Origin of the sequence: Streptococcus mitis (genome assembly GCF_001074635.1) — a bacterium.
Taxonomy (GTDB): domain Bacteria; phylum Bacillota; class Bacilli; order Lactobacillales; family Streptococcaceae; genus Streptococcus; species Streptococcus mitis_E.
Map to the genome: position 1 here is coordinate 1 of NZ_JUQO01000038.1, position 3,646 is coordinate 3,646.

Annotated in this window: 3 protein-coding genes; 1 reads left to right on the forward strand and 2 read right to left on the reverse strand. The window is 42.8% G+C overall.

Annotated elements, in window-relative coordinates; all coding sequences use genetic code 11:
• Positions 1 to 73: 73 nt before the first annotated feature.
• Together ADI58_RS01430 and polA are read right to left on the reverse strand one after the other, a co-directional pair.
• Positions 74 to 511: a CoA-binding protein gene (locus ADI58_RS01430; protein ID WP_049521177.1), complete on the reverse strand. Its 438-nt coding sequence runs from the start codon at positions 509 to 511 to the stop codon at positions 74 to 76.
• Positions 512 to 595: 84 nt separating this feature from the next.
• Positions 596 to 3,229 carry a DNA polymerase I gene (polA, locus tag ADI58_RS01435; RefSeq protein WP_049521179.1) on the reverse strand — a complete coding sequence of 878 codons (2,634 nt, stop codon included), beginning with the start codon at positions 3,227 to 3,229 and terminating at the stop codon, positions 596 to 598.
• A gap of 147 nt (positions 3,230 to 3,376) precedes the next feature.
• On the opposite strand from polA, the gene ADI58_RS01440 reads away from it, so the two are divergent.
• Positions 3,377 to 3,646 (forward strand): PD-(D/E)XK nuclease family transposase (locus tag ADI58_RS01440; protein ID WP_049521178.1); only part of this gene is annotated, 270 nt, incomplete at its 3' end.

Here is a 3,646-nt window from a genome sequence, read left to right on the forward strand (position 1 = left end):
GTTCTCAATCCTATCTCCTATTTAAAGAGTTAGCTCACTAACTTAATGACATTGGCCCACGGCTACCTTTTTATTATACTTCCTCAATCAAGCGTGTATGTTCTCTCTTAATACAGCGATTCATCACGATGTCATCACATCCACCAGCACGCAAGATTTCTTCCGCTTCTAAACTTTCAAGTCCTAGCTGTGCCCAAAAAATCTTGGCATCAGCCTTAAGAAAATCACGCGCCACATCTGGCAAAAATTCACTGCGACGGTAAACATTGACAATATCTACAGGAAAAGGAATCTCAGCTAGGCTAGCATAAGCCTTTTCACCCAAGATTTCGCCACCTGCCACCTTGGGATTGACTGGGATGATTTTATAACCCCGAGCCTGCATTTCCTTGGTCACTCGATTGCTAGTTGTTTCCTCACGGTCAGACAGGCCCACCACAGCAAGAGTTTTACTCGTTGTGAGATACTGACGAATCACGCCATCACTTGGATTGATAAATTCTTGACTCATAGAAATCCTCCTTTTTCATCAGTATAGCATATTTTGAAAAGGCTTGCATAATTCTACTACAAAAAAGGAGGACTAGCCCCCTTTTTATTTAGCCTCGTACCAGGTTGCCCCTTCATTCTCATCTGCGATGAGGGGAACACTGAGTTGAATGGCTTCTTCCATGGTTTGTTTCACCAATTTTTTCATCTCTGCCAATTCAAATTTAGGAACTTCAAGGACGATTTCATCGTGCACTTGCAACAGCATCTTAGTCTGATAACCACCTGCAACCAAGGCTTTGGCCAGCTGAATCATAGCAATCTTGAGAATATCTGCTGCCGACCCCTGGATAGGGGAGTTAATAGCAGTTCTCTCCGCAAAGCCACGAATGTTAAAGTTACGCGAATTGATATCTGGCAACTCACGACGACGCTTGAAAAGTGTCTCTACATAGCCCTTATCACGCGCCTCACGCACCACTTCATCCATGTAATTTTTAATACCTGGGAAGCGTTCAAAGTAGGTATCAATGTAGGCTTTGGCTTCCTTACGGCTAATGCCCAAATTATTAGACAAGCCAAAGTCTGAAATTCCATAAACCACTCCAAAGTTGACAGCCTTGGCATTGCGACGGTCGTTTGCAGTCACATCCTCAGGACGCTCAATGCCAAAGACCCGCATGGCTGTCGAAGTATGGATATCTGCCCCCTCTTGGAAGGCCTTAATCAAGTGCTCATCATTAGAAATATGCGCCAAAACACGCAATTCAATCTGTGAATAGTCCGAGCTGAGCAATACACTATCCTCCCACTCTGGCACAAAGGCCTTCCGAATGAGACGGCCCTGCTCCAAACGCACAGGAATATTTTGCAAGTTTGGATCCACACTAGACAGACGCCCAGTCTGGGTCAAATCCTGCACATAGCGAGTATGAATCTTTCCATCAGCTAAAATCCAGTCCTGCAAGCCAATCACATAAGTGGATTGGATCTTAGCAATCTGACGGTAGTCAAGAATTTTCTTAACAATCGGAGCAATAGGAGCTAAACGCTCCAAAACATCCACTGCTGTCGAATATCCAGTCTTGGTTTTCTTAGTGTATTCTAGAGGAAGTTCCAATTTTTCAAAGAGAAGTACACCCAATTGCTTAGGAGAATTGATATTAAACTCCTCACCAGCCAGTTCGTAAATCTCCTGAGTCAGTTTTTCAATAACAAGCTCATTTTCAGCCTGCATCTCAAGCAAGGTCTCTTTCTTAACCGTAATCCCAGCAATTTCCATCTTGGCAAGGACAAAAGCCAGAGGTTGCTCCATATCATAAAGAAGCTCTAATTGCCCATTTTCGCTGAGTTTTTCAAGTAAAACAGACTCAGTCTCAACCAAAATTGCAAGCTTACGAGCTAAGTGTTCCAAGAATTTCTCACGTTCAGGAAGGGCCTTCTTGACACCCTTACCATAGAAAGTCTCATCATCGATCAAATATGTCTGACCATAAAGACTAGCAATAGTCGCAATTTCATTGTCCTCCACAGTCGAAAGGAGGTATTTAGCCAATCGGCTATCAAAAGCAGGCGCCTGCAAATCCACACCCAAACGATGCAAGAGAACTTTAGCCTTCTTGAAGTCATAAACTCTCAGAGGTGTTTTTTCTAAGAAGTCCTTGAAAATCTGCTCTTGCAAAAGGTTAAGCTTGTCTGTAGCATAAAGCTTATCCCCACAAGACCAGGCAAATCCAACCAAATCATCCGTATGGTAATTCTCACCAAAAAGCTCAAAATGGAAGATAGACTCTTCATTCAGCATATCTTGACTGATTTGGTCAACAATAGTAAAATCCAAACTCTCAGTCACATCAGCTGACGACACATTTAAAGCTTGCTTGAGCTGTTTGAAGCCCATCTCATCGTAGAATTTCCCAAGATTTTCCACATCTGGACCACTATAGACCAAGTCCTCCAAACCAATCTCAATCGGTGCCTTGGTATCAATGGTCGCTAGTGTTTTCGACAAAAAAGCCTGTTCCTTATCATTGATGAGATTGTCCTTCATCTTAGAAGCCTTCATCCCATCGATATTCTCATAAATTCCCTCAAGCGAACCATGCTCCAGCAAGAGCTTGATACCCGTCTTTTCACCGATTTTGGTCACCCCAGGGATATTATCCGACTTATCACCCATGAGCGCCTTGAGATCGATAAACTGCGTCGGTGTAATGCCCATCTTTTCCATAAGATATTCTGGCGTAAAGGCCTCAAACTCAGCCACACCTTTCTTGGAAATCTCAACCACCGTATGCTCATCCGTCAGCTGAATCAAGTCCTTGTCCCCACTGACAATGGTAATATCAAAACCATCCTGCTCAGCTAGTTTATCTAGTGTCCCAATAATGTCATCCGCCTCATACTGAGCCAACTCATAGTGACGAATTCCCATATGATCCAGCAACTCACGAATAAAGGGAAATTGCTCACGAAACTCATCAGGAGTCTTAGCTCGACCACCCTTATAGTCCGCATACATCTCTGTACGGAAGGTTGTCTTTCCCGCATCAAAAGCCACCAAAATATGACTCGGCTCCACCCGCTCCAACAAATGGCTCAACATCAACTGAAAACCATAAATCGCATTGGTATGCAAACCAGCCGCATTCTTAAAACGGTCCAACTGCTGATAGAGCGCAAAAAACGCCCGAAAAGCAACAGAAGACCCATCAATCAATAATAATTTTTTCTTATCCATACACCCATTATAAAGGAAAGCACCAAAAAATACCATTGGAAAGAGCCACACCCAATATTTTTCAAACTTTTTCCGAATAAATAGATAGAGCCAGAGAATCTAGCAAACCTAGATTTAAAACTGTGGTATAATAAAAGGAGGAAAAGGATGATTCTCAGACATCCGGGCATTAGCCCAACCAATGACTTGGTTGCTAAGAAAATCTTTAGCAATCCAGAAATCACTTGTCAGTTTATTCGCGATATGCTGGACTTGCCAGCAAAAAATGTGACGATTTTGGAGGGAAGTAACATTCACGTCTTGCCTTCCCTGCCGTACTCAGCGCAGGATTTTTACACTAGTATAGATGTTTTAGCTGAACTAGATAATGGAACCCAAGTAATCATTGAAATTCAAGTTCATCATCAGAATTTTTTC